The organism is Paractinoplanes toevensis (assembly GCF_018332695.1).
GTDB lineage: Bacteria > Actinomycetota > Actinomycetes > Mycobacteriales > Micromonosporaceae > Actinoplanes > Actinoplanes toevensis.
Genome location: NZ_BOQN01000022.1, coordinates 1 through 17,228 on the forward strand (window position 1 = coordinate 1; position 17,228 = coordinate 17,228).

General features: G+C 68.8%; 16 protein-coding genes. 5 read left to right on the forward strand and 11 right to left on the reverse strand.

The window, feature by feature from the left end:
• The 4 genes from Ato02nite_RS08810 to Ato02nite_RS08825 form a co-directional block, all read right to left on the reverse strand.
• Positions 1 to 639 (reverse strand): endo-1,4-beta-xylanase (locus Ato02nite_RS08810; protein ID WP_438873025.1); only part of this gene is annotated, 639 nt, incomplete at its 3' end.
• A 108-nt stretch (positions 640 to 747) separates the two neighbouring features.
• On the reverse strand, positions 748 to 2,190 hold the full coding sequence (locus Ato02nite_RS08815; protein WP_246606330.1) for an RICIN domain-containing protein: 1,443 nt from the start codon (positions 2,188 to 2,190) through the stop codon (positions 748 to 750).
• Positions 2,187 to 4,601, reverse strand: a complete 2,415-nt coding sequence (locus Ato02nite_RS08820) for a ricin-type beta-trefoil lectin domain protein (protein WP_213005926.1) — start codon at positions 4,599 to 4,601, stop codon at positions 2,187 to 2,189. Before Ato02nite_RS08820 ends, Ato02nite_RS08815 begins: the two co-directional genes overlap by 4 nt.
• Before the next feature lie 286 nt (positions 4,602 to 4,887).
• Complete coding sequence (locus tag Ato02nite_RS08825) at positions 4,888 to 5,034, reverse strand: hypothetical protein (RefSeq protein WP_213005927.1); 147 nt, start codon at positions 5,032 to 5,034, stop codon at positions 4,888 to 4,890.
• Between the two features lie 396 nt (positions 5,035 to 5,430).
• On the opposite strand from Ato02nite_RS08825, the gene Ato02nite_RS08830 reads away from it, so the two are divergent.
• Positions 5,431 to 6,189: a GAF and ANTAR domain-containing protein gene (locus Ato02nite_RS08830; RefSeq protein ID WP_213005928.1), complete on the forward strand. Its 759-nt coding sequence runs from the start codon at positions 5,431 to 5,433 to the stop codon at positions 6,187 to 6,189.
• A gap of 19 nt (positions 6,190 to 6,208) precedes the next feature.
• Entirely contained in the window at positions 6,209 to 6,925 is a 717-nt protein-coding gene (locus Ato02nite_RS08835; protein ID WP_246606332.1) for a GAF and ANTAR domain-containing protein, read from the forward strand.
• 75 nt (positions 6,926 to 7,000) lie between these two features.
• Here Ato02nite_RS08835 and Ato02nite_RS08840 read toward each other — a convergent pair whose 3' ends face one another.
• A complete protein-coding gene (locus Ato02nite_RS08840) occupies positions 7,001 to 7,831 on the reverse strand; it encodes a SigB/SigF/SigG family RNA polymerase sigma factor (RefSeq protein WP_213005929.1) in 831 nt (276 codons plus the stop codon).
• Between the two features lie 397 nt (positions 7,832 to 8,228).
• Between Ato02nite_RS08840 and Ato02nite_RS08845 the strand changes: the two genes are divergently transcribed.
• A complete protein-coding gene (locus tag Ato02nite_RS08845) occupies positions 8,229 to 8,651 on the forward strand; it encodes a nitroreductase/quinone reductase family protein (protein WP_213005930.1) in 423 nt (140 codons plus the stop codon).
• 575 nt (positions 8,652 to 9,226) lie between these two features.
• Positions 9,227 to 10,546 carry an alpha-L-fucosidase gene (locus tag Ato02nite_RS08850; RefSeq protein ID WP_213005931.1) on the forward strand — a complete coding sequence of 440 codons (1,320 nt, stop codon included), beginning with the start codon at positions 9,227 to 9,229 and terminating at the stop codon, positions 10,544 to 10,546.
• A 487-nt stretch (positions 10,547 to 11,033) separates the two neighbouring features.
• Here Ato02nite_RS08850 and Ato02nite_RS08855 read toward each other — a convergent pair whose 3' ends face one another.
• Positions 11,034 to 11,867 (reverse strand): hypothetical protein, encoded by an 834-nt coding sequence (locus Ato02nite_RS08855; protein WP_213006046.1) that lies wholly within the window; start codon positions 11,865 to 11,867, stop codon positions 11,034 to 11,036.
• An 11-nt stretch (positions 11,868 to 11,878) separates the two neighbouring features.
• Between Ato02nite_RS08855 and Ato02nite_RS08860 the strand changes: the two genes are divergently transcribed.
• A complete protein-coding gene (locus tag Ato02nite_RS08860) occupies positions 11,879 to 12,289 on the forward strand; it encodes a cation transporting ATPase C-terminal domain-containing protein (RefSeq protein WP_246606334.1) in 411 nt (136 codons plus the stop codon).
• Positions 12,290 to 12,315: 26 nt separating this feature from the next.
• Here Ato02nite_RS08860 and Ato02nite_RS08865 read toward each other — a convergent pair whose 3' ends face one another.
• Genes Ato02nite_RS08865 through Ato02nite_RS08885 form a run of 5 tightly spaced genes read right to left on the reverse strand, consistent with a single transcriptional unit; the run spans position 12,316 to position 17,222 of the window.
• Positions 12,316 to 12,696, reverse strand: coding sequence for a nuclear transport factor 2 family protein (locus tag Ato02nite_RS08865; RefSeq protein WP_213005933.1), 381 nt, complete (start codon positions 12,694 to 12,696; stop codon positions 12,316 to 12,318).
• Positions 12,693 to 13,415 (reverse strand): 3,4-dihydroxyphthalate decarboxylase, encoded by a 723-nt coding sequence (phtC, locus tag Ato02nite_RS08870; RefSeq protein ID WP_213005934.1) that lies wholly within the window; start codon positions 13,413 to 13,415, stop codon positions 12,693 to 12,695. The genes Ato02nite_RS08865 and phtC overlap by 4 nt, the downstream gene beginning before the upstream one ends.
• On the reverse strand, positions 13,412 to 14,113 hold the full coding sequence (locus tag Ato02nite_RS08875; RefSeq protein ID WP_213005935.1) for a dienelactone hydrolase family protein: 702 nt from the start codon (positions 14,111 to 14,113) through the stop codon (positions 13,412 to 13,414). The genes phtC and Ato02nite_RS08875 overlap by 4 nt, the downstream gene beginning before the upstream one ends.
• A gap of 5 nt (positions 14,114 to 14,118) precedes the next feature.
• Entirely contained in the window at positions 14,119 to 16,278 is a 2,160-nt protein-coding gene (locus Ato02nite_RS08880; protein ID WP_213005936.1) for a hydantoinase B/oxoprolinase family protein, read from the reverse strand.
• Complete coding sequence (locus tag Ato02nite_RS08885; RefSeq protein ID WP_213005937.1) at positions 16,275 to 17,222, reverse strand: substrate-binding domain-containing protein; 948 nt, start codon at positions 17,220 to 17,222, stop codon at positions 16,275 to 16,277. Before Ato02nite_RS08885 ends, Ato02nite_RS08880 begins: the two co-directional genes overlap by 4 nt.
• Positions 17,223 to 17,228: the final 6 nt, after the last annotated feature.

Below are 17,228 nucleotides of genomic sequence, written 5' to 3' on the forward strand. Positions count from 1 at the left end.
GTTGTAGACGCCCTGCGTCTTCGCGTACGTCCAGTTCTCGATGTTGTAGTCGTTGTAGCAGAGCTTGACCGACGGGTCGGCGGCCCGCGCGGTGCGGAACGCCACCTCGATCCAGTCGTTGCCGGTGGACTGCAGGTTCGACGACCGGCGGCCGCCGTTCTCGGCGAACGCCTCGTTGACCACGTCCCAGTAGGCCAGCTTGCCCCGGTAGTGGGCCATCACGCCGTTGATGTGATCGATCATCGCCTGGCGCAGGGCGCTGCCGCTGAGGGTGCCCCAGAACCGGGGCTGCTGGGCGTGCCAGGCCAGGGTATGACCCCGGACCCGCATGCCGTGCTGGACGGCCCAGTTGTAGATCGCGTCACCGGCGGCGAAGGTGAACTGGCCCCGGTTGGGCTCGGTCGCGTCGGGCTTCATCTCGTTGACGGCGGTCATCATGTCGAACTCGCGGTTCGCGATCGTGAGGAACCCCGAGTCGTTGAGGCGGTCGCCGCCCATCGCGGCGCCGAAGTACCGGCCACTGCGTTCGGCGGCGGCCTTCAACGTGGTTCCGGGCGGGCCGCTCAGATCGGCATGGGCCAGGGTGGCCACGGCCACCGAGGCGGTGGCGGCCACCACGGCGACGGCGCCGGCAGCCAACAACCTGAGCCGACCAGGGGTTCGGGATCTCGGCTGGGCAGGAGCTTCGTTCATCTGTGCGCTTCCTTCTTGATGTCGTGCCTGATTGCGTGCGGTGCTTCGCCGGCCTCAGCTCGCGGCGACGATCTTCCAGCGCTGGTTGGCGCTGGTGGAATCGCCGTACTGGCCGGCGCTCGCCCCGTTCGCCGTCCGGCCCATGCCGTCGAGATAGAGGCCGGTGGCCCGGTTCCGCAGCCGTACGTTGTTCGCGTCGGTGACCACCGTCCACTGCTGATTGGCCGAGGTTCCGCCGGTGTACTGGCCGGCGGCGCTGCCGTTGGCGGTCCGGCCCATGCCGTCGAAGTACAGCCCGGTGCCCACATTCCTGATCCGCACGTAGGTGCCCGCATTCTCGACCACCCACTGCTGATTGGGCCCGGTGGCGGCGGACCCCTGGCCGACGTCGGAGCCGGCCGTGGTGCGGCCCAGGCCGTCGGCGTACCGGCCGGTGGCGGCGTTGACGATCCGGACCGTCGTGCTGCCGCCGGTGCCGATTCCCCAGGCGTACTGCAGGCGGTTCAGGCCGGAGGGATTGGTGAGCGTCAGGTTCAGGTTCGATCCGCTGCCGCTGCGCTTGGTCAGGCTGTACCAGTCGCCGTCGCGCAGGCCGGGCCAGTAGACGCTGCCGACGCCGAGTTCACGTAGCTTGCCGCTGACACCCCGGAGGTAGTCGGCGAAGAACGATCCGCTCGGGATGTTGTAGTCGATGGTGTCGTAGGAGACCCCGTTCTTGCTGCCCGGGCCCATCGGGCCGCCCCACTCGGTGGCCACGGTGCGCGAGGCGTAGCCGCCGATCGAGCTCGCGATGTGGTTCGCCCATGAGGTCTCGTCCTCAAAACCGGCGAAGAACGAATAATCGTGTACGGCGAGCAGGGTGTCGTTCAGCCGGCTGTCCTGGCCGACCGCGGGGACGTTCTGGGCGAGCCCGGCGCCGTCCAGGATGATCCGGCCCCGCGGCACGTCGGAGTGCCGCGCGAGCCAGGTGCTGTACATGTTGTTCAGGTCGGTCGTGGAGTAGCCGTACGGTTCGTTGATGATTTCGAAGTAGGCGTTGCTGTTGCCGGCGTACTTGGCGACGACGGTGTCCCACATCCGGTCGTAGGCCGCGGTGTTACCGGGGCGGCCGCCGCTGTAGGCCCAGTACGCCAGGATGACCTTGCCCTTCGTCAGTGCCTGGTCGATCGCGCCGGTGTAGGTGTTCCAGTAGCCGGTGACGGTCGGCTCGTTGATCGGCATCCGGACGGTGTTGGCGCCGGTGATCGAGTAGAGCTGCCCGACCACCCGATCGGCGACGACGGAGGCCGAGGAGTACGTGTCGGCCGAGCCGAGGCCGGACACGTAGAGCACCCCGTTGACGAAGTTGTCCCGCTGGTCGGCCCAGTTCACCCCACGGAACGCCGTGGTGTCGGCCTGCGCCGGCTGCTGGGCCACGACGGCGCCGGTGAGAGCGAGCGCGGCGGCGAGCAGGACCCGCCCCGTACGTCCGAAGATCGACATCTTTCCGTCCCTCATGATCGGATCCACTGCTGGTTGCTGCCGCCGGTGCAGGTCCACAGCTCGACCGCGGAGCCGTTGGCGGTGGCGGCGCTGACCACGTCGAGGCAGAGGTTGGACTGGACCCCGGTGATGGTGCCGTCCGCGTTGATCCGCCATTGCTGGTTGGCCCCGCCGGTGCAGGACCAGATCCGCACCCGGGCGCCGGCCGAGGCGTTCGGGGCGTCGAGGCACTTGTTGCCGTACACGGTCAGCTGGTTGCCGGAGGTTGCCGTCCAGGTCTGGTTGGCGCCGTTGTTGCAGTCCCAGATCTGCACGGTGGCCCCGTCGGCCTGGCTCTGCCCGTTGACGTCCAGGCAGCGGTTCGAGCCGGCGCCGCGGATCGCGCCGGTGGGGCTCGTGCCGCCGCCGAGCGGGGTGATGGTCAGGTTGTCGAACTGGGCGGTCACGCCCTGAGCGGTGGCGTAGCCGATCTGGCCGGCGACCCACGTCGTGTCGCTCACGCTGCCGACGGTGGCGCCGTCGATGGCCGCGGTCAGGGTGCTGCCGTTGAGCGTCAGCGACAGCTTGTGCCAGCGGCCGGTGCCCAGTGCCGACACGGTGCCACTGGCCAGGGTCCGCTGGTTGCCGCTGGTGTTGTTGCTGCGGATCGACCACGAGCCGTTGTCGGCAACGCGCAGGTAATAGGCGTTGAGGTTCTGCGGATTCTCGTGGTTGTAGTTGGTGGCTCGGCCGATCAGCTGGGCGTAGCCCGACTTCTCCAGCATCACGTCGGAGGACACCGTGTAGTTGCGCCAGCTCACATCGCCGAGCAGCGTGAACGGCTCGGCGTGACCGGAGGTCCAGAAGATCGGCGTCTGCTCCGACATCTGGCGTACGCACTGACCGGTACGGCCACCGCCGCAGGTGACCACCTCGAACGAGCCCTGGTGGTCCGACAGGTACTTGGCTTCCCGGCCGGTCGCGTAGCTGTCGAAGTCGTCGGCGTACGGCAGGGCGAGGTTGCCCTGTGCGGGGCTGACCGCGGTGCCCTTGCCCTGGCCGGTGGTGGTGGTGATGCTGTAGACGTAGCCGGGCTGGACGGTCAGCGAGAACGACCCGTTCGACGGGGTGATGTCGGCGCGCTTGACGAAGTGCTCGGCGGTGTTGCTCGACCGGACGTTGGTCGACCACACGTGCACCGTCCCGGTCGACAACCCGCCGGTCACGGAGAACGTGAGGTCCTGCGCCGAACCGGCGTCCATCGTCTCGATGACGGTGCTGTAGTCGCTGTTGTTCGGCGACTTCAGCGAGACGTAGCTGCCGTTGTTGCGGTTACCGCCCAGGTAGCCGGTGGAGCTGTCCAGATAACGCCATCCCGGCGCGGTGAACTGGGTGGTGTGTCCCATGACCCAGGTGTTCTTGCCGATCGAGTAGTAGCCGGACCAGGGTTGCGGCGCCACCGCCACGCCGGTCGTCGACCAGGGGACGTTCGGGGTGATCGCCGCGATGACCGGCCAGTTCAGATAGGCGGTCATCTTGCCGTCGATGTAGTCGCGGTTGATGCCGCGGGCCAGCGCCTGCGCGCCGGCGTTGTAGTCGTCCGAGCCGTTCTCGCTGGCCCACAGCGCCTTGCCGGAGTTCACCGCGTTGGTCGAGCTCGGGCAGGTGGTCTGCGCGCTGCGGTACCCGCAGACGTAGTGGCTGCCGAAGACCGAAACGGCGGCGGCGAACGCGGAGTCGCGCTGCGCGTCGTCCGCGGAGGCCCAGCCGAACTCGTCCGACGCCACGATCTTGACGTTCGGGTAGCCGCGTGAGTTCAGCGCCGAACGCAGGTTCTTGTACCAGTTCAGGTCCCGGCCGCGCTCGTTCCAGCCGCCCAGGTAGTCGATCGTCAGCCCGTGCGACGCGGCGCAGCCGAGCCAGGCGACCAGGTAGTCGATCGAGTCGGTGGACCAGAAGTTGCCGTTGCCGATCCAGCCGGGCGCTCCCCAGGACAACCCGACGAACTTGATGTTGGGATTGCGGGCCTTCGCCTGGCCCATCAGCCACCACTCGTATCCCCGGTCGCAGTTCACCGCGCCCCGGGTGTGCTCGTGACTCGGTTCCGCTCCGGAGGTCGAGTTGGTGTCCCCGCCGATCTCCACCTTCATGATCTGCATCGCCGCGCCGTAGCCCGGCTTGAACAGATAGTCGAGGATGTCGCCGCGCTGCGGTTCCGGGTAGTCGACCAGCAGGCGGCTGTTGCCACCGCCACCACTGATCGCACCGACGCCGTCGAACACCCGGCCGCCGGACGAGCCGTTGATGGTGATCGCCGTCGCGGCCCGAGCGGCGGCCGGGAAGACGACCAGCACGCCGGCGATTGCCAGCAGCAGAGCCGCGGCCCCGGCCCAGCCCCGGGATTGCCACGGCCGGCGGAGCAGGCGGCGGCCCGCAGATGTTGTCATGAATCGGGTTCCTTTCCGTCATGGCCACTGCCATTACCGATACGCAGCGCATATTTCGGCAGTTACGTGGTCGTGAAGTTAGCGTTAACTAAAGCGTCAGTCAAATGACGTATGTCGATGGAAGAGATCCCGTGACCGGCGAATTTTCCGGACATAATTCACCGCCAGAACCGGATAATCTCCGCACATACCACCGAACCGCGAAGCCATCGACAACGGCAAGCGGCTCGACGTATCACTTTTTCGGTGACCAAATAACGGTCATTTTCGCCGAAGATGAAAAGACCTATTGCGCAGCCCGCATCGCCTGTTGTCCGGCGCGGGCCGGAGCGGACGGCAACTCGGTGATGAGGGATTCGTCGGCACCGAACATCCGCAGCAGATCGCCGGCCCGGGCGTCGGCCATCCGGGCCCGCTCCGCGGCGCCCCGCATTCCGCACGCCGCGGAACGCGTAGGTGTCCTCCGGCTGGGCACTCGCTCACCACGCCGGGACACGGTTCGCGACAGTGGCCTCGCCAGGCCCCGGACGGTAAACAAAGTCCGTCCGGCGCCGCCACGTCTGATCGGCCGGCGGATCAGGCACCCGGAGCGCATGGCAGACCATCCTGGGGGTACGACGGTGTCATGCGCATCGGGAACACAGAAGTCCGCTTTCTCGGCGGTCCGGCCGGCTGCCTCACGATGATCGTGCTTTCGGTGCTGGCGTCGGTGGTACTGACCGTGCTGCTCAATTTCGTGCTGTAGGGGAACCACTCGGGGAAGGCCGCACGCATGACGGCGGGAAGGCGGGGTAGACGGCGACAACTACTACGGCTCCTGGAGGAACGGGTGGCAACTCCATCGACGTCACCGCCGCTGCCGGGCCGGCCCCGCAGCGGCCTGACCGACGCCCTCATCGTCCTGGCGGGGACACCGGATGACGGGTCCGACGTGCCGGCTCTGCTGCGGTCGATCACCCAGTTCGCGGCCGATCTGCTGCCACCGGTGAGCTATGCGTCGATGACCACCCACCGGACGGACGGCTATGTCACTGTCGCCATGAGCAGCGAAATGGCGCTTGCCGTCGACGAAGCCCAGTACGCCGAAGACTCAGGTCCCTGCCTCGACGCGCTGCGGACGGCCGAGCCCACCGCCGTGCCGCGGATCGACGCGACCGTGAACTGGCCGGGTTTCCGGGCCGAGGCCTACCGGCTCGGCCTGCGCGCGTCGCTGTCCATCCCGCTGTTCGCCGGCCGTGGGACACCGATCGCGGCCCTCAACCTCTACGGCCACGACACGCACACCATGGGGCCCTTGAGCGCGGCGGTGCTGAGAGCGTTCGAGAGCTCCGGCGAAGGCGAGGACGATCCCGGGCCGGGACCTGACGACCTCGATCCTGGAACACTCGATCTGGTGGACGGGCTGACCGGTGCGCTCGCCGTGCGCTCGAGGATCCAGCTGGCCCTTGGCGTGATCATGGGCACCGAACACACGAGTGGCGACCACGCCTACGCGGTTCTACGCTCGCGGGCCTCGACGACCTCGTTGTCGCTGACCGCCGCCGCCGAGTCGGTCCTGACCCGGGCCGGTGACCGGCCGCACTCCTGACCTCCGCTAGGAGCACCACATGACCGACTCGCAGCCCATGGACCCCATCGACGCCTTCGGGCGGCTCAGCCGGATCAAGCTCGCGGAAACCGATCTCAAAGGCGTCCTGAACGAGGTGGCCGAGCTGGCCAGACGCACCATCCCCGGCGCCGAAGAAGTCTCCGTCACCCTGATCGACAAAAAGGAGGCCCGTACGGCCGCCTACACCGGGCAACTCGCGCTGGACCTCGACGAACTGCAGTACGGCGAGGGGCGCGGACCCTGCATCGACGCCTCGGCCCAGGCCACCACCCTGTCCCTGCCGGACATGAGCACCGAGGGACGCTGGCCGGAATGGGCCGCCCGGGCAACTCGGACCGGCGTCCACAGTTCCCTGTCCATCGGCCTGCCCATGCACGAGCAGATCAGCGGCGCGCTGAATGTCTACGCCACCGAAGCCAAGGCCTTCGACGACGACGCGGTCAGCCTCGGCCAGACGTTCGCCGGTTACGCCGCCGTCGCACTCACCAACGCCCACCTGTACGACGCCCAGACGAACCTCGCCCAGCAGATGCAGACCGCGATGCAGAGCCGCGCCGTCATCGAACAGGCCAAGGGCATCATCATCGGCAGCCGGCACTGCACCGCCGAGGAGGCGTTCGCCATCCTCACCCGGATCTCGCAGGACACCAATCGGAAGCTTCGTGACGTCGCGATCGCCCTGGTCGCGAGCGCCTCGCCGAACATCAAGCCCTGAGCCGCACCGACGCCGTTGATCGGCTACCCCGGCGCCGATCCACGGTCCGAGGGCGGCGGCCCGGCCGCGCGCCGTCTACCCAGTCTCGGTGAGCTGCCGGCGCAGCTTGACCAGGGCGCCGGCGAGGATCCGCGAGATGTGCATCTGCGAGACACCGATCTGCTCGGCGATGGCCGTCTGCGTCAGGTTGCCGTAGAAACGCATCGCGATGATGCGCCGCTCCCGGTCGGTCAGGCAGGCCATGGCCGGAGGCAGGGCGACGTTGAGCTCCACCAGGTCGTAGCCGTCCTCCTGGGCCCCGAGGGTGTCACCCAGCTCGAAGCCCGACTCGTCGCCGATCGGCATGGAAAACGACACCGCACGGTAGGCGTACCCGCTCTCGAGTCCTTCCAGGATCTCTTCCTCGGACGCGTTCAAATGGGCGGCGAGGTCGGCGACCGTCGGTGACCTGCCCAAGGTCTGGCCGAGTTCCAGCTGCGCATGCCCGATCGCCAGGCGCATCTCCTGCAGCCGGCGGGGCGCCCGCACGAACCAGGTCCGGTCTCGGAAGTAACGCTTGATCTCGCCGGTGATGGTCGGAATGGCGAAGCCCACGAACTCGATGCCACGGTCGGCGTCGAACCGGTCGACCGCCTTGATCAGGCCGATGGTCGCCGTCTGGCGCAGATCATCGACCATGTCACCCTGCCGGGCGTAACGACGGGCGAGCCGGTAGGCCATCGGCAGCCAGGCCTCGATGACCTGCTCACGCAGGGACGGCCGGTCCGGGTGGGACGGCGGAAGCGCGGAGAGGGCCAGCGTGAGCCGGCCGGCCCGCTCATCCTCTTCGGTACGGTCGGTCGAGCGCTGTTGCGCAGCGGCTTCCGGCCGGAAGGCGCTGGTGGGAGCGAAGGTCGTGGTCCGCATGGTGTCTCCTCGCGGCGCGGAACGTCACAGGCTGTGACATGCGAGACGACGATGGCGCCCAGAGACCCGGCGGAAGGGGCCGGCGCACCGAGACGTCGTGATCACACGTCGGGGGCTCGGCACCTTCTTGACCGATACCGGGAGGCTAGCCGAAAAGGTGAGCCTTGCCTAGCCGAAAGTATGAGATCACCCGGTCGGAGACTGTCCCAGGAGACCGGGTGCCGTCCTGGGCGGTCGGGTCGGCACCGGCCTTCTGATCGGCGAGGTTTCCGTCCGCGACGGCGGTGGGCTCGCCGCCTTCATCAAGGGGGTTGTTCGCGTCGACACCCCATGGCTGATCGCTCATGCCCGGCGGGTGTCCCGTGGTCACCGTCAATTGTTGGCTAGGCTGATGGGCATGGCTTCCTTCAACGACCAGATCATCGATGCGTTCCGCGCCAACGACGGTGTGGTGGGTCAGCATTGGGAGGGCAAGACGCTCGTCCTGCTGCATCACGTCGGGCGGCGGTCCGGCAAGGAGTACGTCACCCCGCTCGTCGCCGCCCCGGACGGTGCCGCCTACATCGTCTGCGCCAGCCTCGGTGGTGCTCCGGACGACCCGCAGTGGGTCGCCAATCTGGAATCCGCCGACGGCCCGGCCACGATCGAACTCGGTCCGGCCACCTTCGCCGTCGAGTACGAAGTGGTCCGGCCGGACGATCCGCGATGGGCGGATCTGTACAGCATCTGGCGCGACTACTGGCCGGACGCCCGTGAGTACGAGAAGAAGACCGACCGGAAGTTCCCGGTGGTCCGGCTGCAGGTTCCGCCCTCCGCCTGAGGTCACGCCTGGCCGGAAGGCAACGCATGCTCGGAAACGGCCATGGCCCTCGGCGCACTTGTACGTGGGTACGCGTACGGTAAGAGTTGTCGCCCGGGACCCCGGTGGCTGTCTGCCCGCCGCCGTGAACCTCGTTCTGCAGCCGGGGCGAAGTCCTGATCCGCAGGCCACCGATACCTGCTGGTCGGCGTCTGCTTCGCACTCTGCGGGAAGGCTCGCCGAAATGCTCCGAACGGGCCCGGCGGCAAGCAGCAAACCGATCATGGCGAAATTGTCGGAAGGCGTCCTCAATGGAACGCACGTCGTTGACAGGTCTGCTCCTGGAACACCTCTCGCCGGCCCGCGACGCATCCTCACCCACCCATCGACGATGCTCTCCGGCCACCCTCGAGTTCTATTGCCCGGGTGGCATGTCGCATGACCGTTGAGGCGGCAGGCGCCCCGCGCCACCCCGGGCGGCGTCTGCGGCGGCTCGGTTCCGCCATTCGCCGGCACAAGTGGCGCGCGGGTGTCGCCGTCGTCGTGGTGGCGATGATTCGGTCCCGGGCTATGCGCCGAAGGGGACCTTCGCCGATGTGCTGCGAACCGATTACGACAACGCGATGGTTTCGCATCCGTACGCCGAGGATTATGCGAATGCGATGAAGGATCCGGCGTCTCCGACGGGCCGGCACCACGCCGAGCACTACGGCACCAAGCCGTACGAACAGTTCGGGAAACAATTCGAGGCCGGCCTCGAAAGTTGGGACGCCGCCGCGTGGGCGAAGACGTTTCACGACGCCGGAGCGCGCTACGTCGTGATGGTGGCCAAGTATGCCGACGGCTATTCACTGTGGCCGACGGAGGTCGTCAATCCGCACCGATCAAACTGGCACAGTCGGCGCGACCTGGTCGGTGAGCTCGCTGCCGCGGTCCGGAAACAGGGTATGAAATTCGGCGTGTACTACTCCGGCGGTGTGGACTGGACGTTCCAGCGGAAGATCGTCAGGACCCTCGGCGACTACGCCTACCTGCCCTATGGTGACGATTACGCCAACTATGCGCCAGCACAGGTTCGCGAACTCATTCAGCGATACCAGCCGGACCTGCTGTGGAACGACATCATGTGGCCCACCGGACAGAAACGCCTGTCCGCCCTCATGGCCGACTACTACAACACTGTTCCCGACGGGGTTCTCAACGACCGCTGGACCACCACCAGCTTCTGGCATCGCGCGATGGGCCTCAAGCCGATGCGCTGGACCTTCGACACATTCATGAAGCAAGCCATCAAATCAAGACCGGAGCTGACCACCTCCAACATCACGCAACCGTCGGTGCCGCACAGTGACTTCACCACGCCGGAGTACACGCAGTATCCGACCATCCAGAGGAAGAAATGGGAGATGGTACGCGGGATCGGAAACTCGTTCGGCTACAACCGCGAGGAGACCGACGCCGACTACGCCTCCCTGGAACAGCAACTCCTGCCGGACTTCATCACGGCGGTGGCGAAGAACGGCAACCTGCTGCTGAACGTCGGCCCCAGCGGCGGCGAGGGCGTTCTCGTCCCCGAACAACTGAATCGCCTGCGCGGCATCGGCGAATGGCTCCGCACCAGTCACGACGCCATTTACGACACCCGGCCCTGGCGTCAGGCGGCGGCGACCACAACGACCGGCCTGCCGGCGGCCTTCACCCACAAGGACGACACGTTGTACATGACGTTCATCGGCCGGCCCACCGGATCGAGACTCGTCGTCGAAGACCTCACCCTGCGGGGCACCGCCACGACGTTGGCCGACGGCTCCACCGTACGGATGGCGCCGGAGGGCAGGGATACCGCCTTCATCTTCGCCAGCGCGCTCGATGGAGCTTTCTCGCCCGTTGTCCGGGTGCCCGGAGTCGGGCCATAGCGGATGACCGAGGTGGCCCACGGTCTACCGTAGAGCTTCGCCTGGTATGCCGGGTCACCCCGGAAGATGTCGCACGGTGTTGGCGGGCAGCGTTGCGCCGGCCGGCCACTGCCAGGCCCGCCTGCCATCCGGGTGCGCGGCCGTGGGCGGGTGGGCCGATATTCTTCATCCGGTGGTCGCTGCCGGCGAGAAGCCAGGCGGTCAGTGAGTTGGAGTTCCACATCTCGCCGGTACGGCGTTCGTCGCGGCCCCAGACGAGCGCGGGAACGAGCGGTACCAGGCGCAATACCTTCCGTGCCCGAGATGACGAACCGGTGCCCGCCCAGACGCACCTGGAGAGCGGAGTGGTAGAGGTCGCGCACGGGTCGATGCTGGTGACGTGCTTGCAGGGCTTCGAAGATGCGCCCGTTGAGGCGGATGCAACGGCCGCCGGCGCCGAGCGGCAGCCAGTACAGCGTCACGTCGGCGGGCGGCGATGCCTCTTCGCTCATGCGGTGCTCGTCTTCCGGTGGGTGGGAGCGGATGCACCGGAGCGTGCCGGGTGGCGCCGGAACAGCGGCCGGTAGAGGTAAGAGCCGATCGCGGCCAGCAGGGCCGCCATCAGCGCTGATCCGGCGATGACGGTGGCGGAGGCTTCCGGGTCGTTGCGGGCGGTCATGGTGATGGCCATGCCGGTCACCGACGCCCCGATCAGGGTGTAGGCACCGACCAGCGTGTACATCGGTTTGCGGGCCCACTGCCGGTGGCGCAGGGCGCCGATGCCGACGGCGATCGCGGCGGGGACGACGATGCCCAGGTCCATGAATTTGACCAGCCAGAACGCGGTGGGGCTGGACAGGTACTGCACGCCGCTCGGCCGGTCGCGCATCGCGTCGACGAAGTTCGGCAGGTGCAGGCCTACGACGACGAACGCGGCGATGGTCAGCAGCACGACCCCGGCCGTGCGGTCCGCCCGTGCCGAGGTGGCGGGCAGCTCTGCCGCTGGGATGTCGTGCCAAGCCCGGATGGCTAGTGCCGCGGCCAGGACGAACACCGCGAGCATCAGCGGGAAGAACCGCTCGACGTTGCCCGGCCACCGGAGGAATTCGTTGCCGAGGATCAGCTGGGTGTAGGTGTAGACCACCAAGATCGACGGAGCCAGGGCGAGCACCGGTGCGGCCGGATGCCCCCGCCACGCCAGGACGCCGACAGCGACGGTGACCGGTGCGACGACGACGAGCACGGCCGCATCGCCTCCGATGATCTGATTCAGGCTGGTCGGTGAGGTGCGATAGCGCAGCACACCCGACACCAGCGGCCCCAGCACCGCTACGGTCGCCACCGGCCGAAACCGTGCTCGGCGCCGGACTGTGGCAGCGCATCCTGCGCGTCGGCGCGGTTATCTCCGCCGTCACCATCGGCGTCGGCGTATGGGCACACGCCACCGACCGGCCCTGGCAGACCCTGACCTTCCTGGCCCTGGGTCTCACCCTGCTCGCGGTCGCCGTGGGATCGCGTGCCCGGCCCGGCAGCCGGGCCAACCCGATGCTGTTCGCCGCCGTCGGCGCCGCGCTGCTGCTGCAACTCGCCGCGATCTACGCGTCACCGCTGCGTGAGCTGCTCGGCACCGCACCGGTCACCGGCACCGACCTGCTGATCGTCGCCGCCGTCGCCACCCTCGGCTACGTTGCCATCCGCCTCGACCGCCGGATCCATCCGGCGCCGAACAGAGCCCACACCAGCGCGAAGGGGCCCCGCCGATGACCGCGCGAGCCCCGCTCGTACTGGGTTCAGGCCCGGATCCATGGGGACCTGGCGCCCTCCAGCCAGGCATCGCCTTCCCGGTACAGGTGCTCGACGGCGGCTCCGGTGAGTCCGGGCAGCCCGTCCGTCACCGTGAAGCCGGCCTCCTCCTGCAGGTATGCGAGGTGCGCGTAGCCCTCCGGCCACCGCCGAAGCCGAGCCTGGTCGAGGCCGAGCACCGCGTCCGGAGCGACCGGGTCGAGGCGGTCCTTCTCGTAGATCGGCTGAGGGCCCGGGAACCACGTCGCCGTCATGTGGCCGTCGCTGTGCCACAGCGTCGCGTACCGGTCCCACCGGCCGGCGTCGCGCCACACCGCCCAATCCTGAACCGCCTGCCGGATGGCCACGATGTCCTGCGCTTCGGTCATTGCTGAACTCCTCCGGTCGGGAGCCGGGCGACGAGGTGCCGCCAGACGGTGTCGTCGTTCAGACCCCCGCCCAGGTCCGGCAACTCCTGATAGTCCTCCTCCGCGATCGGGACGAGCGGCGCACCGGTGGCGGCGATCTGCAGCGTGAGCTTCGCCAGGTTGTCGACCGCGATCGCTCGGGCGACCGCCTGCGGAACGGAGTCGCCGACCGCGATCAGGCCGTGGCCGGCCAACAGGCAGACCGGCCGGTCCCGCATGGCGTCCAGCATCTGCTGGGCGATTTCCGGCGTACGGACGAGGACCGACCGCCGGTAGGTCGGAATCCCGTCGTGGGCCATCCGGGCGGCCGGGATGTCGAACGCGCCGGCGATGGGCAGCAGCGGCAGCCCGGCGATGGTGCAGGCCACGACCGCGGGTGGGTGGGCGTGGACGACCGCGTTGACGTCCGGGCGCAGGCGGAGGGTCTCGCCGTGCAGCGGATGCTCGACGGGCAACCGATACGGGCTCTCCTCGAGCGGATCACCGGCGAGCGTGGCCGGCACGACCTCCTCGGCCCGGCTGAACTGCAGGCCGAGATCCGCCGGTCCCCGGGCTCGCAGCAGCATGCCCGATCCGTGCCGGGCGCTGATGTGGCCCAGCGTGCCGAACACCAGCCCCTCGTTGGCCAGCACCCGGCATCCGTCGGCGATCAGCCGCCGGGCGGCCTCCGTGCCGGTCATCCGGAGACCCGTTCGCCGAGAAAGGCGATCGTCTCGCTCCATGCGGCGGCCGCCGCCGCCGGCACGAACGACGGCCGTTCGTCGCAGTTGAACCCGTGGCCGCCGTCCGGATAGGTGACCAGGCGCGTGTCGGCCCGCGACCGCTGGAGTGCCTGGCGGAGAGCTTCGATGTCGTCGAGCGGGATGGTCGGGTCCTGCTCGCCGTAGAGGCCCAGCCACGGGCATCCGATCGAGGGCGCGAGCTCTTCGAGGGGCGGCATCCCGAAGCGTCCGGCACTGATACCACCGCCGTAGAAGGTGATGACCGCCCCCAGATCGAAGCGGGTGGCTCCGTGAAGCGCGACGCTGCCGCCCATGCAGAAGCCGAGAACGGCCGTACGGGCGGCGTCGAATCCTTCGTCCCGCAGTGCCGCGAGGGCGGCGGCGATGTCCGACTCCATCTCCCGGATGTCGAGCTTCGCCATGAACGTCATGGCCTCCTCGACGCGGCTGTAGTCGATCACCGGTGCGCCGTCGCGGTGGTAGAGGGCCGGCGCGATCACGGTGTAGCCCTCGGCGGCGAGCCGCCCGCAGATCGACCGGATGTGACCGGTCAGTCCGAAGGCTTCCTGCAGGACGACGACGCCCGCACGGGGTGGGGTGGCGGGGCGGGCGATGACGCCGGGCACGCCGTCCATGACGATGTTCTCGATCTCCATGGCGATCAGGCCAGGTCGAGTTCGACGTCGTGCGGGTGGGCGGACCCGACCTCGCAGCAGTCGACCGAGAGCAGGACCCCGCAGTGCGGGCAGCAGTAGCCGCGCATCTCCAGCAGGGGGTTCATCCGGAGTCCGGGGTCGGCGGAGGTGCCGACGCCGGCGTGGTCGCGCCAGTTCTGCTCCGCCCGGCTGAGCACGTTGCCGCACCGGCATTGCACGAAGTGGGCGCCGTCGCGGTCGCGGACGATCTCGAGGACGTCGCCGAGCGGCGCCACCCGGCTCAGCCGGTAGTCCACCGGCGCGACCCGGTCGGGGCTCGTCACCGGCCAGCTCGTCCGCGCGGCCCGGATGTCGTCACGCCGCCGCTGGGTCGCCGTGGGATCGATGTGTCCCGCGACGAGCACGACGCCGTAGACCGTGGCGGCCTCGCCCGGATCGATCACGCCCTGGTCCAGGTCGTGCCGCAGCGCGTCGACCGGACGATCCAGCGGGTCGCCCCAGCCGGCCCCGGCGGTGCCGCGCCAGACCAGCACGTCGTCGTCCAGCAACGTACGGACCCGCGGTGCCCCGGCACCCTCCAGCCGGTCGCCGGTGAGCGACTCGAGGGCGGGCACGCTGCCCGCGCTCAGCAGGTCGCGCACGTTCGATCCACTCACCACGTACGTCGTGTTCTCCGCACCGGGGTTACCGCCGAACATCCCCATCGAGTCGGGGACATCCCAGGCACCGGCCACCGGCCCGGCCTGCGGCGTTCCCTTGTGCCGGATCAGCAGGGCGCCGAGGCTCTGCCCACCACGCTGGCGGCCGGTCCCACTGGCGCTCGGAGCCAGTTGACGGCTGAGGTAGAGGACCGGGAAGTCCAGTTCGAGGGCTTCGACGTTCGACACCCGTACCCGCTCGATGTTGTGGTGGCCCTGGGTGCTGACGCCGTCATGGTCGGCGTAGGAGCCGCCGCCGGACGCCAGTACGTCGTAGGTCCGGCCGGTGAACCGCTCGCCGTGCTGGTTGACGCCGAACAGGCTCAGCGCGCTGGGCCGCCCGGCCGGTGCCGCCTGCGCCTCGCTCAGGTAGGTGTCGGAGCAGGCCAGCAACTTGGACAGGGCGGTCAGGGTGGCGATCTCGACCTCCCAGACGGCTCCGGCGATGTTGCCGCTGACGGCGGCGGGCGGCCGGGCGTTGCACACCTTGCCCTCCGGGCAGACGACGGTGATCGCCCGGTAGAGCCCCTCGTTCCAGGGGATGTCGTAGGCGATCGTCGGCAGCAGCGCGGCGGAGAGCCCGGCCATGAGCCCGGCCCAGGTGCAGTTGGTGGCGTCCGGCATCTGCTCGGAGGAGCCGGAGTAGTCGAAGGTCAGGTGCTCGCCCTGCTTCCGGACCTCCACGGCGACGACCGGGATCTGATCGGTGCCGGTCCGGTGGTCGAGCCGGCCGACCGCCCGGACGGTGGCGTCCGGCAGTTCGAGCAGGCGGCGGCGCATCCGGTCGGCGGAGCGTTCGATGAGCCGCCGCATGACTCCCATCAGGGTGCCGGTGCCGTACTGGGCGACGAGTTTGTCGAGGCCGTCGGTGGCGGCGTGGTTGGCCGCCATCAGGCCCTTGAGGTCGAGCGCCATCGCGGCCGCGGACCGGGTCTGGGCGAGGATCATGTTCCAGATGTCGGTGCGGACGACACCGCCCTCGACGAGCTTGACCGGGGGCAGCAGCAGCCCTTCCTGGTAGGACTCGGTCGCGTCGAGCCCCATGCTGCCGGCTCGCATGCCACCGATGTCGGCCATGTGCATCATCGCGCCCGACCAGAAGAGGAGTTCGCCGTCGGCGAAGTACGGCGCGACCAGCCCCATGTCGGGTCCGTGCACGGCGCCCTTCCACGGGTTGTTGACGACGAACATGTCACCCGGCCGGATCCCAGGGTTGCCGGAGCAGTCGGCGACCACGTGCCGCACCATCGCCGCCATCGACGAGGAGTGGAACAGGATGGTCCGGCCCATCGTCGCCACCGAGCCGTCGGCCAGGTAGAGGCCGACGTTGTAGTCGGACATCTCGGTGACGTGCTTGGAGCCGGAGATGCTGCTGAGCCGGGCGGCCTGTTCCTCGGTGATGCCGAGCAGGCGGTGCCGGACGACCTCGAAAGCGACGGGGTCGAGTGCTACGGGGTGGTCGTTCACGGCAGGTCCTCCAGGGTGTTGCGCGGGGTGGTCAGCGCCGTACGGGCGAAGCTGAGGTCCCACATGGTCAAGGGGTTGAAGCCGGCCAGATCGGGGCTTTGACGCAGGCGCAGGCGGTGCGCGGTCGCGATGCCGGCGGCGGTGGGGATCGGCTGCGGGGACAGCTCGCGGCGCAGGACCTCCAGGATGCGCGGCAGATCGGCCGCCGGGAAGTGCTCGCCGAGCTGGTCGGCACAGTCCTCCTGCATGATCCGCAGGACGGTCCGCGGCGCCCGGTCGAACAGTGCGGAGGCGTCGAACGCGGCGTCGACGAGCGCCTGCATCGCCGTACGCTTCGACCCGGCCAGGTTTTCGGTGGTCGTCAGGGTCACGTGGCCACCGTCGAAGGCGTACGGCTCGTACGGCAGCTCCACCAGCCCGGCGGCGCGCGCGGGTTCGGCGTACAGCGGGGTCATGAAGCAGGCCTGGCAGGTGCCGTCGGCGACTCGCTGCCAATGACCCCAACGGCCCGTTTCGGCCTCTGCATAGAGGATGACCTCGACCTCGGCGTCCAGCCCGGTGTCGGACAGCCAGAGGCCGGGGAACAGGGTCTGCGGGCCGACCCCCCGCGCGGCCATCCGGGTGCCGGCGAGCTGGCTGATGCCGGTGATCGACGGATCGACGAGGAGCTGTTCGGTCCAGACGCTCGCGGCCGACAGCAGCGTCACGAACGGCACCCCGCGAGCCCGGTAGGTCTGCAGACCCCAGTAGTTCTCGGCGATGACGTCGATCTCCTCGCGTTCCAGGAGATCACCCCATTCCTCGCCGGTGCGGGTGACCTTCGGTCCGAAGGCCCAGCGCCGCAGGTCGAGGGTGAGGTCGCGGCGCCGGGCGCAGCGGGCCAGCACGGCCAGGTAGGGGTATCGGTCGGGGTCGCGGTAGAGAACGGTGAGAGTGTTGGTCATGGCCGG